Annotated in this window: 24 protein-coding genes and 3 pseudogenes; 22 read left to right on the top strand and 5 right to left on the bottom strand. The window is 55.2% G+C overall.

What is annotated here, in order from left to right:
• The first annotated feature begins 138 nt into the window (after positions 1–138).
• From DQX05_RS10860 to DQX05_RS10765, 20 genes and pseudogenes are all read left to right on the top strand, one after another.
• Positions 139–600 carry a 2-thiouracil desulfurase family protein gene (locus tag DQX05_RS10860; protein ID WP_119793417.1) on the top strand — a complete coding sequence of 154 codons (462 nt, stop codon included), beginning with the start codon at positions 139–141 and terminating at the stop codon, positions 598–600.
• Between the two features lie 107 nt (positions 601–707).
• On the top strand, positions 708–1,730 hold the full coding sequence (locus DQX05_RS10855) for an HD-GYP domain-containing protein (RefSeq protein ID WP_259391907.1): 1,023 nt from the start codon (positions 708–710) through the stop codon (positions 1,728–1,730).
• A 235-nt stretch (positions 1,731–1,965) separates the two neighbouring features.
• Positions 1,966–2,301 carry a hypothetical protein gene (locus tag DQX05_RS10850; protein WP_119793415.1) on the top strand — a complete coding sequence of 112 codons (336 nt, stop codon included), beginning with the start codon at positions 1,966–1,968 and terminating at the stop codon, positions 2,299–2,301.
• Positions 2,289–2,375 (top strand): hypothetical protein, encoded by an 87-nt coding sequence (locus DQX05_RS33080; protein ID WP_397335257.1) that lies wholly within the window; start codon positions 2,289–2,291, stop codon positions 2,373–2,375. The genes DQX05_RS10850 and DQX05_RS33080 overlap by 13 nt, the downstream gene beginning before the upstream one ends.
• Before the next feature lie 62 nt (positions 2,376–2,437).
• Positions 2,438–3,025, top strand: a complete 588-nt coding sequence (locus DQX05_RS10845; RefSeq protein ID WP_147385175.1) for an RCC1 domain-containing protein — start codon at positions 2,438–2,440, stop codon at positions 3,023–3,025.
• Positions 3,026–3,043: 18 nt separating this feature from the next.
• Complete coding sequence (locus DQX05_RS10840) at positions 3,044–3,403, top strand: SH3 domain-containing protein (protein WP_119793411.1); 360 nt, start codon at positions 3,044–3,046, stop codon at positions 3,401–3,403.
• A gap of 87 nt (positions 3,404–3,490) precedes the next feature.
• Complete coding sequence (locus tag DQX05_RS10835) at positions 3,491–3,787, top strand: DUF6509 family protein (protein WP_119793409.1); 297 nt, start codon at positions 3,491–3,493, stop codon at positions 3,785–3,787.
• A 27-nt stretch (positions 3,788–3,814) separates the two neighbouring features.
• Positions 3,815–4,362, top strand: a pseudogene (locus DQX05_RS10830) (hypothetical protein).
• Between the two features lie 109 nt (positions 4,363–4,471).
• Positions 4,472–5,143, top strand: coding sequence for a carboxylesterase family protein (locus DQX05_RS10825; protein ID WP_259391906.1), 672 nt, complete (start codon positions 4,472–4,474; stop codon positions 5,141–5,143).
• A gap of 253 nt (positions 5,144–5,396) precedes the next feature.
• The gene (locus tag DQX05_RS30270; RefSeq protein ID WP_147385174.1) at positions 5,397–5,759 is read left to right on the top strand and encodes a hypothetical protein; all 363 of its coding nucleotides are present in this window, start codon (positions 5,397–5,399) and stop codon (positions 5,757–5,759) included.
• Positions 5,760–6,007: 248 nt separating this feature from the next.
• Positions 6,008–6,247 (top strand): hypothetical protein, encoded by a 240-nt coding sequence (locus DQX05_RS10815; protein ID WP_147385173.1) that lies wholly within the window; start codon positions 6,008–6,010, stop codon positions 6,245–6,247.
• Between the two features lie 315 nt (positions 6,248–6,562).
• On the top strand, positions 6,563–6,772 hold the full coding sequence (locus DQX05_RS10810; protein WP_147385172.1) for a hypothetical protein: 210 nt from the start codon (positions 6,563–6,565) through the stop codon (positions 6,770–6,772).
• Positions 6,769–7,026 (top strand): MmcQ/YjbR family DNA-binding protein, encoded by a 258-nt coding sequence (locus DQX05_RS10805; protein ID WP_259391905.1) that lies wholly within the window; start codon positions 6,769–6,771, stop codon positions 7,024–7,026. Before DQX05_RS10810 ends, DQX05_RS10805 begins: the two co-directional genes overlap by 4 nt.
• A 105-nt stretch (positions 7,027–7,131) precedes the next feature.
• The gene (locus DQX05_RS10800) at positions 7,132–8,013 is read left to right on the top strand and encodes a DMT family transporter (RefSeq protein WP_119793400.1); all 882 of its coding nucleotides are present in this window, start codon (positions 7,132–7,134) and stop codon (positions 8,011–8,013) included.
• 265 nt (positions 8,014–8,278) lie between these two features.
• Positions 8,279–8,962 carry an HAD family hydrolase gene (locus DQX05_RS10795; RefSeq protein ID WP_259391904.1) on the top strand — a complete coding sequence of 228 codons (684 nt, stop codon included), beginning with the start codon at positions 8,279–8,281 and terminating at the stop codon, positions 8,960–8,962.
• A gap of 66 nt (positions 8,963–9,028) precedes the next feature.
• Positions 9,029–9,544: a GNAT family N-acetyltransferase gene (locus tag DQX05_RS10790; RefSeq protein WP_119793396.1), complete on the top strand. Its 516-nt coding sequence runs from the start codon at positions 9,029–9,031 to the stop codon at positions 9,542–9,544.
• 189 nt (positions 9,545–9,733) lie between these two features.
• Positions 9,734–10,411, top strand: a complete 678-nt coding sequence (locus DQX05_RS10785; protein ID WP_119793395.1) for a cobyrinic acid a,c-diamide synthase — start codon at positions 9,734–9,736, stop codon at positions 10,409–10,411.
• A 109-nt stretch (positions 10,412–10,520) separates the two neighbouring features.
• Positions 10,521–10,985, top strand: coding sequence for a flavodoxin (locus tag DQX05_RS10780; RefSeq protein WP_119793393.1), 465 nt, complete (start codon positions 10,521–10,523; stop codon positions 10,983–10,985).
• Positions 10,986–11,208: 223 nt separating this feature from the next.
• A pseudogene (locus tag DQX05_RS33415) lies at positions 11,209–11,466 on the top strand (preprotein translocase subunit SecA); the annotation flags it as partial.
• 403 nt (positions 11,467–11,869) lie between these two features.
• Positions 11,870–12,565 (top strand): preprotein translocase subunit SecA, encoded by a 696-nt coding sequence (locus tag DQX05_RS10765; RefSeq protein ID WP_147385171.1) that lies wholly within the window; start codon positions 11,870–11,872, stop codon positions 12,563–12,565.
• Between the two features lie 351 nt (positions 12,566–12,916).
• Here the strand turns inward: DQX05_RS10765 and DQX05_RS10760 are convergent, their stop codons facing one another.
• The 3 genes from DQX05_RS10760 to DQX05_RS10745 all read right to left on the bottom strand — a co-directional run bounded on the left by DQX05_RS10760 (position 12,917) and on the right by DQX05_RS10745 (position 14,976).
• A complete protein-coding gene (locus tag DQX05_RS10760) occupies positions 12,917–13,585 on the bottom strand; it encodes a DUF559 domain-containing protein (RefSeq protein WP_119793386.1) in 669 nt (222 codons plus the stop codon).
• A 225-nt stretch (positions 13,586–13,810) separates the two neighbouring features.
• Positions 13,811–14,263, bottom strand: a complete 453-nt coding sequence (locus DQX05_RS10750) for a GNAT family N-acetyltransferase (RefSeq protein ID WP_119793382.1) — start codon at positions 14,261–14,263, stop codon at positions 13,811–13,813.
• Positions 14,264–14,643: 380 nt separating this feature from the next.
• A complete protein-coding gene (locus tag DQX05_RS10745; RefSeq protein WP_119793380.1) occupies positions 14,644–14,976 on the bottom strand; it encodes a hypothetical protein in 333 nt (110 codons plus the stop codon).
• A gap of 63 nt (positions 14,977–15,039) precedes the next feature.
• Between DQX05_RS10745 and infC the strand changes: the two are divergent.
• Positions 15,040–15,529: pseudogene (gene infC / locus DQX05_RS10740) on the top strand (translation initiation factor IF-3).
• Positions 15,530–15,587: 58 nt separating this feature from the next.
• Here infC and DQX05_RS10735 read toward each other — a convergent pair.
• The gene (locus DQX05_RS10735) at positions 15,588–16,061 is read right to left on the bottom strand and encodes a DUF4188 domain-containing protein (protein WP_111156642.1); all 474 of its coding nucleotides are present in this window, start codon (positions 16,059–16,061) and stop codon (positions 15,588–15,590) included.
• 12 nt (positions 16,062–16,073) lie between these two features.
• Positions 16,074–16,628, bottom strand: a complete 555-nt coding sequence (locus tag DQX05_RS10730; protein WP_119793378.1) for a PadR family transcriptional regulator — start codon at positions 16,626–16,628, stop codon at positions 16,074–16,076.
• A 238-nt stretch (positions 16,629–16,866) separates the two neighbouring features.
• Between DQX05_RS10730 and DQX05_RS10725 the strand changes: the two genes are divergently transcribed.
• A complete protein-coding gene (locus DQX05_RS10725; RefSeq protein ID WP_119793376.1) occupies positions 16,867–17,136 on the top strand; it encodes a YqkE family protein in 270 nt (89 codons plus the stop codon).
• Positions 17,137–17,216 lie beyond the last annotated feature (80 nt).

The raw sequence follows: 17,216 nt of genomic DNA, 5'->3' as shown, positions 1-17,216 counted from the left end.
TGCTTGCAGACCGGGTGAAATTCAGGAAATTTCTCCTGTTTTTTCTCGGTTTTTTGTTTATTCCTGCAGGTTGTCGAGGTAAAATAGATAGGCGCTTGCTAGATGCAGATTCGGATCGAATAGAAAAGAGGAAGAAACGTGATTATCGTCAGTGCTTGTCTGGCCGGATTGGATGTACGATATGATGGTACCCACCGTCTCGATCATCACATTGCGAAGCTGGTGGATGAAGGCAAGGCCGTTACCGCATGCCCGGAGCTGCTGGGAGGCTTCGCGACGCCCCGGGAACCAGCCGAGATTTTCGGCGGAGATGGGGAGGAGGTCCTAGACGGGAAGGCCCAGGTCATCGAGCGATCAGGCAGAGACGTGACCGCCATGTATGTCGAGGGAGCCTGCGAGACGCTGAGACAGGCCCAAGCGATGAAGGCCACGCTGGTCGTGCTCAAAGAATTCAGCCCATCTTGCGGAAGCTCGATGATTTATAATGGAGAATTCGCAGGCAAGGCGAAGTCTGGCCTCGGCGTGACCGCTGCGCTCCTGAGAAGGCACGGAATCGAAGTGATATCGGAGGAGCAGTTCGTCGATTGGACTTTGGAGTAATTAACGGCTTTACAATATGAAAGTATGAACAAGCAGGTATCATAATTCGGGAATCGCTCGGTGTGACATCAGGGTTGCAGCATGCGGCCTGAGTCGGATGCCAGGCAATGAAGGGTAAGGGGTTCGGGTACGTTCTCCGTTCAACCCCGAATCCCGAGATAAGGTGGATTATGGTTTATTTTGAGCAAAAAAGATTACTGAAAATATGGTGGGAGCGGCCCGCTCTGTTTATTGTGCTGTACGGATTATGTTTATCGCTTACGATATGGATTGACGTCTTCCTGTACCCGGAGCGGGATATGTTCATCTGGTACATGGTCGATACGGTGTTTGCCGGATTTGTATTCTGGCGCAATGTGATGCTGCAGGTTCTCGCTGCGGCTGTCATTACATGGCTCGATTACGCGTTGGCACCCTTTCCGTTCCCGCATGTCAATGTGTTTCTATCCCAAGCCCTCATTCATTTATTGGCGATCTTGTCGATATCGTTCGCCATTAAATATTACAACCGGGAAAAAGAGAATACGCTGAACTTGACGCTGACCTTAGCCAAATCGCTGGATTCGAGAGATCCGTATACGGCTTACCATTCGGACAATGTGGCTTATTATGCCGTATGCATTGCGATGGAGATGAAGCTGAAGCGCAAGCAGTGCGGACATATTTATATCGGCGGACTTCTGCATGATATCGGAAAAATAGGCGTGCCCGAAGCGATTTTGAACAAGCCGTCCAAGCTGACGAAGGAAGAGTACGAGGTGATTAAGCAGCATCCCGTCATCGGCTATGAGATGGTGAAGCATATTTCCTTTTTTGAAAAAAACGGCGTTCTCGACATGATTCTATTCCATCATGAACGCTATGACGGGACCGGATATCCGCATGGATTGCAGGGTACCGACATTCCGTTGGCGGCCCGCATTATGGCTGTGGCCGACTCCTTCGACGTGATGACGTCAAGGCGGGTCTACCGGCATGAGGCCGATATTCGCTATGCCCTTGATGAGATTCGCAAGCATAAAGGCACGCAATTCGATCCCGACATCGCCGATGTCTTTATTCAGATTGTCGAGCGGGAAGGCGAGCGTATTTTTTCTCACCCTCGTAATATCCTTACGAAATCAATGTAAATGAGGGCCTACCCTCCATAGCGGATGGCCCCCATTCTAACCGAACGCTTTTCCATATCCTATTGAAATTCTAAGGTGACACTAAATTAATGCGCACATCTTAGTGATCCATAATATGGTAAACCTACTCTGCTGATTTCTGTGCTTGAAGGGGATTAACGTCTCATCACCTAGGCATACTTTCCCGATAGCGAGATTGTGACTATATACCTATATATACCGGGGAGATAACGGAATGACAGGCATGAGAAAAAGAAGCGGGACGGCAGCGCTGATGCTGCTGATCGCGCTGCTGCCTTCGGCGAGCCGAGCCCGGCTCTGCACGGATCCGTTCCCGGAACGCGGGAGCGCTGTATGTGAGAACGCCGAAGCTGTCTCCGCCATCCCCGGCGCGGTGCAGGTCGTGGCTGATTCCTATGAAGGGGCGGCCCTGCTGTACGGATGGGGCAGCAACCGCGCGCACCAGATCAGCGCAGAATCAGCCGAGCAAGATGTGACGCCGCGCCTCATCGGCCGGTACAACGGCGTCAAGAAGCTGCGGCCGGGGAAGACTTCTCGCTGCTGCTCCTGAACAACGGACAACTGTACGGCTGGGGGGGAATCTGCAGCGGATTGGGCTGGAGAATGCGGCTGCGCCAACCTTAATCGAACGGTTCTGGCAGGACAAGGTTGCCGATATCAGCGCATATGAGCGCGGTGTCGTCATCTTGACGGCGAACGGGGATGTATACCAGATGGGCGGCATCCTTTACTTTGGCACGGAGGTTGATCCCGAGGATTTTATTTGGAAGCTGGATATTGGCCAAGTGAAGGCGATCGCGGCGGGGAATATGCGAAGCTATGCGGTGCTGAAGGACGGTACGGTCTGGTCATGGAAAAACATCGTGCAGAAGAAAAAATATGCGGCGGCGCATCTGCCGGGATTTGCGAAGATGGCGACGATCGCGGCCGGAAGCCGGAATGCAGACTTCGCGGTCGGATTGGATGAGAAGGGGAATCCGTGGGCCTGGGGCGACAATTCCGCCCGCAATCTCGGATTCGGGCTGCCCTTCAAGATGCAGAAGGGTACGGATGCGTCCGCTGCGCCGACCCGGAACTTCATCTCGAACGGGCAGCTGTGGGCCTACGGAACGAATAATGATTATGGGCAACTGGGGAACGGTACGCGCGCGAACTATGATACGGCGCAGACCGGTTCGTTTCTCGCAATAAAGCTTTGTTCCCGATGGTCGCTTGGGCCGTCGGGATTTTTTAGAAGAGACGATTTCTGCTATGATAGGAATGTGTGTTCTTGAATGAAGGAGGAGAGCGGGATGAGCCGACCCTATCGAGTGATCAAGGCCCATCGTTCCAATTACCCTCAGCCGATCCGGTTGTCAGCTGGACAGCGGGTAAGTCTGGGGAGAGTGGATGATGGCCCGGAAGGCTGGCCCAACTGGCGCTACTGTTATACGCTCGACCGGAAGCTGGAGGGTTGGGTGCCCGAGCAGATTATCGAGAAGCGGGATCAGGAAGGCATCATTCTCGAAGCGTATTGCGCCCATGAATTGAATGTCGACCCCGGCGATATCGTGAATGTGCACCGAGAGCTGAACCAGTGGGTATGGTGCTGGCGGGAAGTGGAAGAAGAATGGGGCTGGGTACCCGTGGATCATGTGGAGCCGATAGAGTAATTTGGCTGAAGCTCTCGGGCTCTGTCGCAGGAACCGAAGCGCGGCAGTCAAGCTGCCTGGAAGGCAATCTAGCGAAGGGATGAGATCATGTTGAACATCACAGACTATAGCATAGAATCCGTAAAGGATCCGTTCCGCATTCTGGCCGGACGGCGCTATGAATTCAGACTCGATATCGAAGTGTCCGAGGAAGATGAACTGTATTCGGAACACGGCATCTACGTCAGAGTTATCTATGCCGTCGAGGCGGAGCGGGCCTATATTGTGAAGCACGAGCTCTACGAGCGGACGAGTGACCGCTATCTGGAGTTCGATCTGGAAGACGATGAGATAGCGGCGGTGAACTTGTTCTGCAGCGAGCATTATGCCGAGGCGGATGAATAACGAATCTCCGCCCAGAAGGGAGCAGCCATGGGACGCAGCAACATCACCGTACCGTATGGCTATGATCCGCCGGTAGAGAAGGAGAAAGGAACGCTGATTTACTACGATTCTTTTGAACGGACCACAGCGGAAGAGCTCGATCGGGCCGCGAATATGCCGTGATGTATGCCTTCAAAATGTTAGTGCTGTACCCGATCCACGAGGAGACGTTGAAGCGAATGGCGAAGGGAACCGCGACCGCCTATTATAAGCGGGTGAACCCGTTGGAGCAATGGGCCCGGGAGCGGGGCGGCAGAGGCGGTGCGAAGGTGGCTATCGAAGATTGGGAAGGCAAGCGCAAGAAGTATACGCCGCTCGATGCCGCGCTTCGCCATCTGACGGAGAAGTATCCCTCTCCTTATTTCTTATATGTGACGCCGGAGACAGCCAACCAGCTCGCCTCCTTCTCTTCCTTCGCGGCATGGATCGGGAAGCTCCGCCTCCTGTTGGCGTCCGAGCCGGAGGAGACGCATCCGCGGCTGCGGCAATATGCGCATCGCTGGAGCGTCGCAGGCCGGAGTGAAGGGACGAAGTAGCCGGGAACGAGAGCGCGGGCCGTCCCTTCTACAGCTATTGTGAACGCATTCATGATACAATGAAGGGAGCAAAGCCGCTGCGGCGGAATTCGAACACATGAGGTGACGAATGATGGCTCTAACCGCGCATACCCTGGATACACAGATTCGCAAAACGGTACATATTCAATACTTGCTGTATTTGCCGGCGCAGTATGATGCCTCTTCCGACAAAAAATGGCCGGTCCTTCTGTTCCTTCACGGGGCAGGCGAGCGGGGGAACGATCTGGAGAAGGTGAAGGTTCACGGTCCTCCCAAGCTGGCGGAGCATGCCGATCTGCCGTTCATCATTATCGCGCCGCAATGCCCGGAGCATTCGCACTGGCAATTGGAGATGGACGCGGTGATCGCGCTGCTCGATGAGGTGACGGCCGCTTACCGGGCGGATACGGATCGGATCTATGTGACGGGATTAAGCATGGGCGGATTCGGAACCTGGGGCCTCGGAATCGCTTACCCGGAGCGGTTCGCGGCGCTGGTGCCGATCTGCGGAGGCTATAATCCGCAGCAGGTCTCGCTGCTGAAGCAGGTTCCGGTGTGGGGATTCCACGGGGCGAAGGATACGGTCGTCCCGCTAAGCCAATCGGAAGCGATGGTTGAAGCGCTCCGGGAAGCGGGCGGCGATGTGAAGCTGACCGTGTACCCCGAGGCCGGTCATGATTCGTGGACCGAGACGTATAACAATCACGAGCTGTACGAATGGCTGCTGCAGCATTCGCTTCGCAGCAGGCCTAACAGATAGGCCGAAGAGAGAAGCATGCCAAAGAGATAGACCAAGAGATAGACCAAAGAGACAGACCAAAGAGACATACCAAAGAGACAGACCAAAGAGACAGACCAAGCGGGCCCTCCATAACGGAGGGTTTTTTGTTATGGCTGCACGCCCCACAAGCAGTTCTTCGCTACGGTGAGCCGGCCCCAACCAGTGTAAAAGAGCCGCGCTTCTTTGCCGGACATGTCCAAGTATTCATCATTCCAATTCTTTGATGTGACGGTTGGTTCGCTTTGTTCGTTCTACTTGTCTGGCGCCTTCGGCCCCGCCTTCCTTCCACGGCTCGACTTCCCGAAAAAAAACTGCGAAAATGCAGTTTTCCCTTATAACGTTTATTCCGTTGGAGGAATTCCTGCAAAACAACAGTAATTTGAGCCATGCCAATGGATTGAAAGCAAAATTCGGCGAAAATGATGCGCTTTTGCAGGAATCTCATCAAATCGCAACTCAACTAGCGAAAATTGCTGCGTTTACGCAGGATTATGCTGCCTCATCCATTTTCCGCGGCATGACCCGCCGCCGTCTTCCGCACTTCCCGCCTTCGTCGTTATCCCGTCTTGTCTCTCGCCATTATTTAATGAAGTAGGGGGCAGTCCCTTTTTGTTATGGCTGCGTACGTCGAAAATGACAAGAAAAATGACAAGAAGATATGTTGAAATTTTGGAAACTAGATAAGATACGTTCTGGAATCCTATGTTGTAGGCTAAAAGCGAATAGGAACCGCACCGTGGAGGGGAGGGAGATGTGGATGATTTCCTGTAGCAGAACGGCTGTGTCATCCTTAACATCGAGCGAAGTCAGAAGTTGTGCACATAGGCGAGAGAGGTGAAGGAATTGAGACGAACAGGAAATCGCATGCTATGCCTGCTGATGGCATTCATCATACTGGCTGTCATCCCTGTCCCAGGATCCGCCGCGGCGGAAGGAGATCAGGAACAGCTGCTTGCGCAGAAGGAAGTGATTGCCCAATGGGTGTTCAAGGATGCGGGAGAGAACGGAATTTTCCCCGCGGCCTTCGGGGCTTACAAGAGAGCCGCCTTATTCGAGAATGTGGGCGGGACCTATGAATACTAGAGCGACAATGCGAACGTACCAAGGCTGGGATTGCGGTGTAGGGACGAAATATTGGCTTGCGACAGTGCCGACCACCGGCTTCAAAAATATTACGGTATCGTCGACCCAGACCTCTTCAGGCACGGGGCCGCGGGGATTTCAAGGCGCAATTCAGTCTCGATAACCGGACATGGACAGATATTCAGGGCGGCGTACTTAAGATGGAGACCCATAATTTTAACTGTAAAAACAACGCATGCAAGTTGATCAACCAGCCGCTTCCGTAGGAGGCGAACAACGAGCCGCTGCTCTATGTACGGTGGGTGGTCCATTCGGATGCGAGAGCACCCGGCGAGTCGGGCGCCGGCTCCAGCCGCATCAAAGACGTGCGCATCGCAGGCGAGCGCATTGACGTTCGGGGCAGACCCCGCGGCTCGTCAATATGACGTTCACGGCGATCTGAAGACGAGCATTGCGCTCGCCTGGTATACGGATCAGATGACGGTCACGATGCTGCAGGTTTTGGCCACAACACCTTCAAGGTGAAGGGCAAATCATTCGTCATAATGGGGGAGCATGGCAAAGTGCCCGGCCTGTCCTTCAAGTCGGATCGGGAGACGCAGGACATTTTGCTTCAGCAGGGCGGCTTTGTGAAGACGCCTTATATCGGCCATCACGGCTGGGTGTCGGTCAAGACAGATGAACCTTTGGATTGGGATGAGCTGGGCGACCTGATCGAGGAGGCTTATTTGCGCGCAGCCCCGAAGCGCCTCGTGAAGCAAGTGAAGCCGCAGGCTTGACGATATAGTGGAGTTCGCGCGATAACACCTTGCCATTGCCGCCTCGCACAAGAACGGGTATGATGGGGAAATACATCAGTCTTTATAGCGGAGTTGAACTTGCATATGAATTCATTCCCCAAATTGAAGTTGACGCTGTCGATGGCTATCTTCGGCTCTGTCGGCTTTTTCTCGCAGCAGACGGGCTTGCCTGCGCTTGAATTGGTGTTCGTCCGCTGCATCTGCGCGACCTTGTTCCTCTGCCTGTGCTGGGTGCTGACCGGCCAGGCCAAGCGGGAGCGGCTTATCGGAAGAGAAGTGATTCAGGTTCTGGCATGCGGCGTGTTCCTCGTCCTGAACTGGGTCTTTCTGTTCCGATCCTTCGAGACGATGTCGGTCACCATCTCGATTTCGATCTATCATCTCGCGCCTGTCTTCGTCCTCATCCTGGGAAGCTTCCTGTTCCGTGAGAAAATGACGCTGCTGGCGGCGCTCTCCATCCTCGTCTGCTTCGTCGGCACGCTGTTCGTCATCGGCATCGACCAGGGATTGTCGTGGCGGGAGGTGTGGTCTACGGGCGCCGGCTGGGCGCTGCTGGCCGCGCTGTTCTATGCCGGGACGACGCTGCTGGGCAAAGGCATCAACATTATGAGCGCGTACTTGATGACGGTGCTACAGACGCTGTTGGGCGTGTTTTTGCTGCTGCCTTTTGTGGACTTCAGCGCGTTCCACAGCCTGACGCCGGAGAATTGGGCGTATATTGCGGCCACCGGGCTGATCCATACCGGTTTTGTCTATTATTTGTTTTTTGACAGCCTCCGCAATTTGTCGGCCCGGATTATATCCGCACTCATCTTTGTCGATCCGGCGGTCGCCATTTTGCTGGACACGGTCCTTACCGGATTCCGTCCGACTCTGCTGCAGGTTGCCGGCATCGCGCTTATTTTTGCCGGGATGGCCGGTTCGCTGTGGAAGCCGGAATCCAAGCAAGAATACCTTACGAGTTGACACTCATGAATTGGATCAGGATACGGCAGAGCGCCTTGAATCCTTAGGTTCAAATTCGGCGGATACCTAATGCAGTGCCGTACACCGTCTCGGTTCTAGCGGTGCGATCAACCAAGCGGATGCGGGAGGAGTTCTGCCGTACCGTCTGCAATCCTGATAGATCCTGTTCGAAATCAGCGGCCATAGAAGGAAAAAAGCCGCGCGGTATGGAAGTATGTTCTGTATAACGGAAAACAACGGAGTGGATTGGGAAGGAGGCGGGATTGTGTCGATCAAGGCGATTGCGTTGGATTTTGACGGACTCATTGTAGATACGGAGACGGCCAGCTACGATTCCTTCTGCGAGCTTGTTCGGAGCTTCGATCTGGACATGCCGCTGGAGGTATGGAAGGAGTGGGTCGGCGGCATTCAGACATGGCAGCTGGCCTGTGATTACTTGGATGCGCAGCTCGGCAAGCCTGTCGATCGGGAGGGGCTGCACCGCCGTCACCGGGAAATGTACACCGCCTTAATCGAGGAATTGGATGTGATGCCGGGCGTGAAGCAACTGCTGGAGGATGCGCGCCGCATCGGCCTGCGCGTGGCTCTCGCTTCCAGCGCCTCGGCCGCCTGGGCCGTAGAGCATATTAAGCGCTGCGGGCTTATTGATTATTTCGATGTGCTGCAGACGCGTGACGATGCCGCCAAGGTGAAGCCGGATCCGGAGATATACCGGAAGGCGGTGGAGAAGCTCGGCGTGAAGCCGGAGGAGACGATTGCATTCGAGGATTCCCTTGTCGGGACGCTCGCGGCGAAGGCAGCCGGCCTGTCTTGCGTCGCCGTGCCGAATCGGGTGACCGGCCTTTTCTCGTTCGAGCATGTCGATCTGCAATTGGCCTCATTGGCCGATATGAGTCTGGAGGAGATCATCCGCACGTTGGAGCAGTCCCGGGACGCGGCCCAAGGATGAGGCCGTTCCTCCCGGTAACATTATCCGCCCTTCTATTATCGTCAGAAAGGTCAGGCGAATGGATCGATGGCTGCCGTGAATGACGCCGCCGGTTCCCTTGTGATTCAACGGGCCGCTTCGGAGCACGTTGCCCTGCTGCAAGAGCTGTATGTGGAAGCTGCTCGCTGGAGAACCGCGCGTGGCATTATGCTTTGGGATGAGCATGCCTTTACCACCGTGTATATAGAGCGCTTCATGCAAGAGAGGGAAGTCTTCATTGCCTTGGCAGGCGGGGATGGAATCGGATGCTTTGCCATCCAATGGAGCGATCCGGAGATATGGCGAGAGCTTGACAATGAGGAATCAGGCTACCTGCATCGGCTCGTCGTCACCAGAAAATATAGCGGGATGAGAATAGGATATAGGTTGCTGGAATGGGCCGAGAACTATGTGAAAAGCCAAGGAAAACGATTTTTCCGTCTGGATTGCATGACCGAAAACGAAGGCCTCAACCAATATTATGCGGAGGCCGGTTTTGCTTTTGTGCGGACAGCAGTCGGAGAAGGCTGGAGCGCCAATTTGTATGAAAAGAAGCTAGGATAAACGCCCTGTATTATTTTATATTTGGGGCATAGAAGGGATAGACACAGGCGGTGGACCGCCTGTGTTTTTTTGCTGTGAACAGGGATGCTGCGATTTTGCGGTTGAAGCGGAGCTAGGGATGTAATAAAATAGAGCTATGATTAATAATGATAATCATTATCAATAGATTGAGCGATAAGGAGGAATCCCATGTCATTGCCGGGAATACCGGTGCCGAAGGAGCGGCTAAGTGATGAGGACATCGAACGGTTCGTCCGCTGCCGGCATTGTTATTATCGCAAGTGCCGGAATGCTCATGAATCGAGCTGGGTATATGCGGCGCAAGCGTCGGTCAATCAGATCGTGCATGCGTATTATTCACGTGCTCCCGAGGCAAGAACGGCTGCTTCCGTCCTGTCCGATATGGAGAGCTATTGGACGCCGGAGCAGGAGCGTTTCCCGTCGGAGCAGCATTATTTGCGAATCAAGCGTTCGGTATTTCACTTTTTGGATGAATATTTGACTGGGGAAGCACCTGGTCATGCGCTGCTGCTGGGAGAGAAGCTGAACGTCCAGGCTGGGGAATTGGGAGCAGATCTGTCGATGACGCTTCAAGTTGCCGAGTGCTCGGATTCGTCCCTCGTCATACGGAGGTATGTGGTCGCCGATGAGCCGCAAGTATTTAAAGCCTACGTTCAATTTGTGCTTGTTTTCGCATACAAGGCTTTTGGCCGGCTGCCGGACCGAATCGAAATTTATGCCTTGATGAATGGCTCGGCGTATGCCTTCCGCCCGAAGGAGGAGCATTATCATTCTTCGCTTGATTTTGTGCGCTTGATGCTCGGGGTCATGAATGAGGGGCCGGCGGGCAGTGGGCTTTATCACTAACTTAGTTCACTTGCGGGTTTTTGCTGGAAAAGGGGATTTATGAGCTTTGACAGTTCAGTCCCCTTAGCGGGGGATTATGGTCGAGATAAGGAAAGGATGGGATGAGAGGATGGCGAAGATCATTTTGATATATGCCAGTATGAGCGGGAATACCGAGGAGATGGCTGATGCGATTGCAGCAGGGGTTCGCGAAGCCGGAGAGGATCTCGCGGTAATGGAGGTTATGGATGCGAATGCGGCCGACTTGTCCGGATATGATGGAATCCTGCTTGGCGCTTACACTTGGGGAGATGGGGAGCTGCCGTACGAATTTCTCGATTTTTACGATGATATGGAAGACCTTGATCTGAGCGGCACCCATGCAGCCGTGTTCGGCTCATGCGATTCATGCTATGCCCAGGTAGGCAAAGCGGTCGATATTCTAATGGATCGGCTGCGGGAATTGGGGAGCGACATCGTCCAGGACGGCTTGAAAGTCGAGCTGACCCCGTCCGACTCGGACAGAGAATTATGCCGGGAGTTCGGAAGGAATTTTGCCAAGAGTGTCGTTCAGGGGAAGGCTTTGCAGCAATAGTTGAATACATGCGAGTTATGGAAAGGAGTCTTCCGAGATGGAACGGAAGGCTCTTTTTGCCGTACATAATGTAAACCTGCGGGAAGCGAAGGTATGGAGCCTATGACAGAAATGGGGATGAACCGTTTGCAGATCGGGAAGCGGTTGTGGCTATGGGTGCAGCCAATGGAAGCGGATATTTGGCAGGGGATGACGGGTGAGCCTCTATCCGTCGATCTGTGGCATGTCGGGCACCCTCCGCTCCGCGGCGGACGAGCTGCGGGATACTTATCAGTTGGAGGTGGCCCTCATTCCTCCGAACCGGCCATGCCGGAGGCAGGATGAGCCCCCGCTCGTCTGTCCGGGCCTGCCGGGAAAGCAGCGGGCGCTCTTGGCCGAGATCGCTTCGGTTCACCGCACGGGCCGGCCGATTCTGGTAGGAACGGCAAGCGTGGCGGAATCGGACCGGTTGGAGCGCGAATTGGAGCAGGCTGGCGTGCCTTGCTGCGTGCTGAATGCGAAGCATGACGCGGAGGAGGCGGAGCTGATCGCGCGGCAGGGACCTGGGGCGCGGCGGTCACTATCTCGACGAACATGGCCGGCCGGGGCGTCGACATCGTGCTCGGCGGCGGGGATCCGGCCCAATATGCCAAGATCGCGCAGCTTGGGGGCTTGTACGTCATTGGCACGAATCTGCATGACAGCCGCCGCCTCGACGATCAGCTCCGGGGGCGCGCGGGCAGGCAGGGCGATCCGGGGGGTCTCGCTTTTTCGCCAGTCTGGAGGATCCGTTGCTCCATCGCTATGGCCGAGCGTATCCGTTCCCGGAGCGATGGCTGTCCGCGAATCCGGACAAGCCGCTGCGAGCGCCCGCCGTCCACCGCCTGATTTCCCATATTCAGCGCATGGCGGAAGGACGGAATACGGCGAGACGGCTCATGTTGAACCGTTACGCCGATGTGCTGGAGCAGCAGCGGCGCATCATCGCCGTCTGGCGCCGGGATGTGCTGATGGAGGAGACGCCGCCGCTGCTGAAGCTTGCTGAAGATGCAGCGCGGCATAAGCGCTTGTGCCGGCGGTGGGGAGCAGAGCGGGCCCGCCGTCTGGAGAAGCGGGTGACCTTGCGGCATATCGATCAGCGTTGGTCCGATTATGTGGAATATGTGTCTGCGGTAAGGGAAGGGCTGCACCTGGAGGGGCTGAGCCGCCAGGATCCGCTCGATCTGTACCATCAGCGGCTTATCGGGGCGCAGGCGGGGGAGCGAGAATGCCTAAGACCGTATCGCTGTCGGCGATGCGGTCTCTTGGCATTGCTTTCGTGTACACCGGCACTCGGGAACGCCCGCCTTCGTGTACGTCTTGCATTTGCGTACCCCTGCATTCGGGAACGTCCGCATTCGTGTACGTCTTGCATTCGCGTACCCTGCATTCGGGAAGGCCCGCCTTCGTGTACGTCTTGCATTCGCGTACCCCTGCATTCGGGAACGCCCGCCTTCGTGTACGTCTTACATTCGCGTATACCCGCATTCGTGTCCCCGTTTCCTCGTCATCACCTTCTCCTTCTCGTACACTCGTTTACTCGTACTTTCATTCTTTCATGAGCCCTTCGCTTTCAGGTATATCTATTTTTCTCGTAGTGCCACTTTCATCTACATTTGTTCGCGCATGTACCCGAATGTGCGTACATTACGTCCCCCCCGAAAGTCCCCTCGAAGCCCCCTCGAACGTGCCCTCCAACGTACCCTCGAACGCCCCCCCCGATAGACCAAAGCTGCAAAACTACAGTATTTTTCACCTGAAAACGCCGATTTGAGGAAAAATAATGCAGGGGTGCAGGAATTTCATGCTCTGACTGGCTATACTTCAATTTGAGCACGAAAATGATGTATTTTTGCAGGAATCCTTCAGAGCGCCATATTGTCGTTCAGAAATGATGTAAATTTGCAGGATTTCTACCAATGCCGCAGCGCGCCCGGCCTTAGCTCATAACGCACGACATATTTGCCTGCCCCTCCGGTCACAGCCGTAAACCATCCCTTGGAGCAGAGCGACTGCAGCGTTCGCACCGCTTTGCGATGGTTTATGCACAAATGCGCCTCCACGTCGATGGGACGGATCGGACGGCCGAGCATGCAAGCGAGCCGGATGGTCTCCCGTTCCGCGAGACTGTGCAGGCTCACAGGCGCGGAGTCCGCGTGATAGCGGCTAATCACCATTCGCAGCAGCGCCATGCACAGTTCAGGGCGGTCAGCGACGTCGTCATAAGCGAAGGAGATTACCTGAAAACCAATAGAGGACAAAAACGTCTCCCGATTCAGCTCATTGCAGTACTTTTGCCTATCCATATTTCTGACGTGGGGTACGAAGCCTTTGATCTCGATGATCAGCTTGACCTGCGGGGACAGCCAGGCGAAATCGCAGAAATAGGCCAGGCCCCGCCAATCAAGCACTTCGTATTCCGGATGCAACTGGTCAAAGCTACCTCGAAGGGGCCACCATACGTTGCGGCAAAACAGCTTCTCGGCCTCCCGATGCCCTCGCTCCAGCCGTCCCCTTCGTTCTCCCGTTCTTCTCTGCAAATGGTGCTGAATGAACGCCTCATGCGCCTCTTCAAAACTCACCTTACCGCCTCCTCCCAAAATAAAAACGTCCCGATACCCTTCGCGCGGAAAGGATCGGGACGTTCTTCGTCTCTTCCATTGATTATACTGTTGATGCGGTTTCTTGACCAGTCCGGCTTCATGGCAGGCAAAGGGAGGCAGACATGGTGGCAGTCGCTTGCATCCCACACCCGCTCGGCTGCGGCAGACAACTCGACCACGGGCATCTTGTTCTCTGCTCGACTGTCACAGATCTTGACCAAGACGCACCATGTCCCGCAGCAGCATGCCGTTCTCGTAGATTTCCTCATCATAATGGCGAGCGAAGAAATCGCGGTCAATGCCCGTCATTCGGAACCCGCATTTCTGGTAGAGCGCGATCTGGCTTATGCTGGTGCTGCCTGTACCTACTTCTATCGTCTGGCAGCCGAGCGCCTTGGCGGTCTCGACCGCGTGAAGGACGAGCTGCTTGCCGATGCCTTGTCCTTGATGACTCTCTGCGACAGCCACGTTGACCAGCTCGATTGTGCCCGGCCGGGTCGGCAGCAGCACATAGACACCGATGACTTGCCCGTCCTGTTCCGCAAGAAAGCATGTCCCCCGTCCAAGGTATTCCTGCACGAGCTCGGCAGAAGGGTCTGCCAGCAGCAGCAATTCCATCGGAGGCTGTTCCTCCGTATTCCATTTTCGAATCTGCATAGTATTGTTCTCCTTTGGTGCTTAACAGCCTGATCTATCATTATCTGCTTCCTACTTCGGGGCGGCTTCGCGCATTTCCTTTTCTTGCTGAAAATATTCGCCTCTCCCGATGGGCTAGGCGGGGATAGCCGTGCTGCACAGCGGTCGTCAGCATGCGTCGGACGACGTCTGGGCCGTGCTGCACAGCGGTCGTCAGCATGCGCCGGACAACGTCTGGGCCGTGCTTGCACAGCGGTCGTCAGCATGCGCCGGACGACTTCTGCTCCGTGCTGCACAGCGGGCGTCCAGTATGCGCAGCACGACTGTCTGACTCCTGCTGCATCGGCAGAGCAGCGTTAACGGCGCGAATTGGCGGGTGGCTAGTGAGCGTCCCGCGTCTGTCAGGAGGCTCCGCTGCCGCCGGCAGCCTTGGCACGTGCGGCCCGATTCTTAATCGCCTCCGTCACGACGAAGGCCAGATCATCGTTGCCGTAGAGCGCGAGGACGCCGAGCACCGTGTCGTCCGGAATGTCGCCGGCCTCTTCCTTCGGGACCGTGAGGCCGATGGCCTGCTGCAGCGCCGGATTGGCGCCCTGCTGCGGATAGGCCTGCTGATAGAGCTCGGCCGGATCAAGCTGATGATTGACGCACCACTGGGCGAACACCAGGATCATCATCTGCTCGTCCCGTTCATAGTTGCGGATAATCTGTTCTTCGATTTCTTTGCGAGACATTGATATATCTCCTTCCAGGCGGTAATATGGGTTCATTATAGCGAATGGGCAGGAGGATTCACAATGATTAAGAACGAGAAGATACGGGCTGCCGAAGTCGAATTGACCGGTCTGAACGGGGAAAAGCTCGGGCATCGTGCCGACCTCGGAGGCGCTCGCGATGGCGAAAAAGCTGAAGGTGGATCTCGTCTGCCTGTCGCTGATGAGCAGCCCGCCTCCCTGCAAGCTGATTGGAGCGGGAGCGGCCAAGCAGGAGGCACAGCAGGCCCGCAAGGCGGAGCGGCAGCCGAAGGTGAAGGAGATTCGCCTGACGCCGCAGATCGAGGATCATGACTATGAGACGAAGAAAAATCAGGCGGAACGGATCCTGCGCGCCGGAGATTCGGTACAGCTCGTCATCCGCATCAAGGGCAAGGAAGGCGCTCTGGCGCAGCAGATCCTCGAACGGCTGCTGCAGGATTTGCGTCCGGCGGGAACGAAACGCACCGGCATTCAATTGAGCGGCAAGCAGGCGATGGTACAGGTCGATCCGGTGTCAGGTGCGGAAGCATAGCCTATGCTAAGCAGAAGACTCCCATCCGCCCGTGCACTGGACAGATGGGAGTCTTCATTCAAGCCCGGACCCGTTGCGCAGCGGAATCGGTCCGGGGCGTGATTGGCGCATGTCCCCGCGCCTTGGCCAGGCCGAACTTCGGCATATTGCCGTAGACGGCCTCGAACTGGCCTCCGCGTACGATATACGTCTCGTGATAGATGCCGACCGCATTCGTTTTCCCGACCGCCTGATAGAATCTTCGCCATGCCTTCAAATGCTCCGGCCCCCGCGCATAGGCTGTCAGATCCTCGAAGGACCGCCAATATTGAACCATCAATATCGTTCTTAGATTGACGGTCGTCTCCAAGGAGAGGAAGCCAAGCTCCGGGTTCGTATACAATTCCCGAATCATTGGCGGCATCGCTGTAAAGACCGGCCACCATTGATGAACAGCCCACCATTTGTTCACCCTCATTCCGATTAGGAACACGACAATATCCTGCTCTCTATCCTCTACCGTGTAGCGCCCGCCAAAGATTGATTTTCCCATCGTGTCTCCTCCTTATCTATTCTGTTGAATCTGCCGCATCGCCGCATCGCTCCATTCCATCTCTGCCCGAACGACACGCTTGCCATAGTCGAGCGTAAGCAGCCAATATTGCAAATCTTCTTCATCCGAACAATGCGTCATGATTTGGTTTTCGATCGCCTCGTACATCTGATACCGCTCCTGGAGCATCGAATGGAACCGCTCGATCTGCCCGAGCGTTGCGTCCGGCTCTTGATGACGGTGGAAGAATAGCTTGAGCAAAAATTCATTTTTGTACGTATGGAGCTGTTGAAGCGGTTCCTGCAGCCAGGCCTGCAGCGCCTGCATTCCTTGGGGCGTAATATGGTACTCTTTTTTGTCGGGCTTCGATTCCTGGGCGGTATCAGTTACCACAGCCCAGCCGTCCTCGACCAGCTTTTTCAACGTCGGATAGATTTGTCCGTAGCTGATCTTCCAGAAATGATTGAGGCTGGTGTCCATCATCTGCTTCATGTCATAGCCTGTGTGGCAATCGGTCGTGAGCAGCCCGAGAATCGCATAGGTCGTGTCACTGTGCTTAGCAGCCATTGTATCACCTTCTAATGTATCATAATGATATATATCATAAGGATATATTATCGCTTGAAAGGTGGCAAGGGGGAATTTTCCTGAGCAAGTGGATTCGGGCAGAGCGGCGCCCAAATTGTATTTGGGGAGCGAATACGGACCGATCGACGTAACGCGCGCAGGCAGCAAGGCTCCCCGCAGTTCATGCCACGGTGCCGCATAAGGGAGATTCTGCTATAATGGGGATGAGGTGAGTGCGATGGCGAAGAAAAGAGGCCGGAACGCCGCTCCGGAAGGGACTGCCCAATCTGCCCAAGATAAGCCGGCAACGCTCAAGGATCTGCTGCGGCCTGATATCGTAGCGCAGCTGAAGGAGCAGGCTACTGCATTGAAGGCGGAGGAAGCGCAGCGGAAGGAAGACGCGAGACGCGAGGCGGAGCAAGCCCGGGCGGCAGAGCAGAAGCGGCTGGACAATGACTTCGATTTTTTGTTGAACAATAGCAGCATGGATTGGCGCAAGTATAAATAACATGGTAAGAGAAGGTCCGATGATCCGTTCATCGGGCTTTTTTTGTATGCGGGAATTGTCAATTTGATGCATGATATGTT

Source organism: Paenibacillus thiaminolyticus (assembly GCF_003591545.1).
Classification (GTDB): domain Bacteria; phylum Bacillota; class Bacilli; order Paenibacillales; family Paenibacillaceae; genus Paenibacillus_B; species Paenibacillus_B thiaminolyticus_A.
The sequence above is the reverse complement of the archived record's forward strand: the minus strand, read 5'-3'. Positions and strand labels throughout refer to the sequence as shown.

Coding starts and splice junctions, on each gene's coding strand:
- DQX05_RS10855 (WP_259391907.1), top strand. CDS start 708: ATGAAGGGTAAGGGGTTCGGGTACGTTCTCCGTTCAACCCCGAATCCC.
- DQX05_RS10850 (WP_119793415.1), top strand. CDS start 1,966: ATGACAGGCATGAGAAAAAGAAGCGGGACGGCAGCGCTGATGCTGCTG.
- DQX05_RS10840 (WP_119793411.1), top strand. CDS start 3,044: ATGAGCCGACCCTATCGAGTGATCAAGGCCCATCGTTCCAATTACCCT.
- DQX05_RS10835 (WP_119793409.1), top strand. CDS start 3,491: ATGTTGAACATCACAGACTATAGCATAGAATCCGTAAAGGATCCGTTC.
- DQX05_RS10825 (WP_259391906.1), top strand. CDS start 4,472: ATGATGGCTCTAACCGCGCATACCCTGGATACACAGATTCGCAAAACG.
- DQX05_RS10810 (WP_147385172.1), top strand. CDS start 6,563: ATGCGAGAGCACCCGGCGAGTCGGGCGCCGGCTCCAGCCGCATCAAAG.
- DQX05_RS10800 (WP_119793400.1), top strand. CDS start 7,132: ATGAATTCATTCCCCAAATTGAAGTTGACGCTGTCGATGGCTATCTTC.
- DQX05_RS10790 (WP_119793396.1), top strand. CDS start 9,029: ATGGCTGCCGTGAATGACGCCGCCGGTTCCCTTGTGATTCAACGGGCC.
- DQX05_RS10785 (WP_119793395.1), top strand. CDS start 9,734: ATGTCATTGCCGGGAATACCGGTGCCGAAGGAGCGGCTAAGTGATGAG.
- DQX05_RS10780 (WP_119793393.1), top strand. CDS start 10,521: ATGGCGAAGATCATTTTGATATATGCCAGTATGAGCGGGAATACCGAG.
- DQX05_RS10765 (WP_147385171.1), top strand. CDS start 11,870: ATGGCGGAAGGACGGAATACGGCGAGACGGCTCATGTTGAACCGTTAC.
- DQX05_RS10750 (WP_119793382.1), bottom strand. CDS start 14,263: ATGCAGATTCGAAAATGGAATACGGAGGAACAGCCTCCGATGGAATTG.
- DQX05_RS10745 (WP_119793380.1), bottom strand. CDS start 14,976: ATGTCTCGCAAAGAAATCGAAGAACAGATTATCCGCAACTATGAACGG.
- DQX05_RS10735 (WP_111156642.1), bottom strand. CDS start 16,061: ATGGGAAAATCAATCTTTGGCGGGCGCTACACGGTAGAGGATAGAGAG.
- DQX05_RS10730 (WP_119793378.1), bottom strand. CDS start 16,628: ATGGCTGCTAAGCACAGTGACACGACCTATGCGATTCTCGGGCTGCTC.
- DQX05_RS10725 (WP_119793376.1), top strand. CDS start 16,867: ATGGCGAAGAAAAGAGGCCGGAACGCCGCTCCGGAAGGGACTGCCCAA.